Source organism: Methylobacterium sp. E-005 (genome assembly GCF_022829725.1).
GTDB lineage: Bacteria > Pseudomonadota > Alphaproteobacteria > Rhizobiales > Beijerinckiaceae > Methylobacterium.
Map to the genome: position 1 here is coordinate 1 of NZ_JAKSYG010000234.1, position 311 is coordinate 311.

The window sequence follows — 311 nt, forward strand, 5'->3', positions numbered from 1 at the left end:
TCCGCGACCCCGGCGGCGAACAGGCCGACTGTGTCGAGCGCCCAGGAATACGTCTTCACCCCCACGGTCGGGATCAACCGGAACGACGGTTTCACCGCCGCGCAGCCGCAATAGCTTGCCGGCCGGATCACCGAGCCCGCCGTTTGCGTGCCCAGCCCCCCGACACCCCCCCAAAGGGCTCGCCCTTTGGAAACCCCTTGTTCGCCGGGGTTACGCCGCCAGCAGGCCGTTCTCGTCCTGCGTGATCCGGCGCAGGTGATGGGCGGTGTCGCCGAGCTGGTACTCGATCATGGCGAGCCGCTTGAAGTGGT

At 68.2% G+C, this 311-nt stretch carries 1 pseudogene; it reads right to left on the minus strand.

Going from position 1 to position 311, the window contains the following annotated elements:
• Positions 1–158, minus strand: a pseudogene (locus tag MKK88_RS34340) (amidase family protein); the annotation flags it as partial.
• Positions 159–311: the final 153 nt, after the last annotated feature.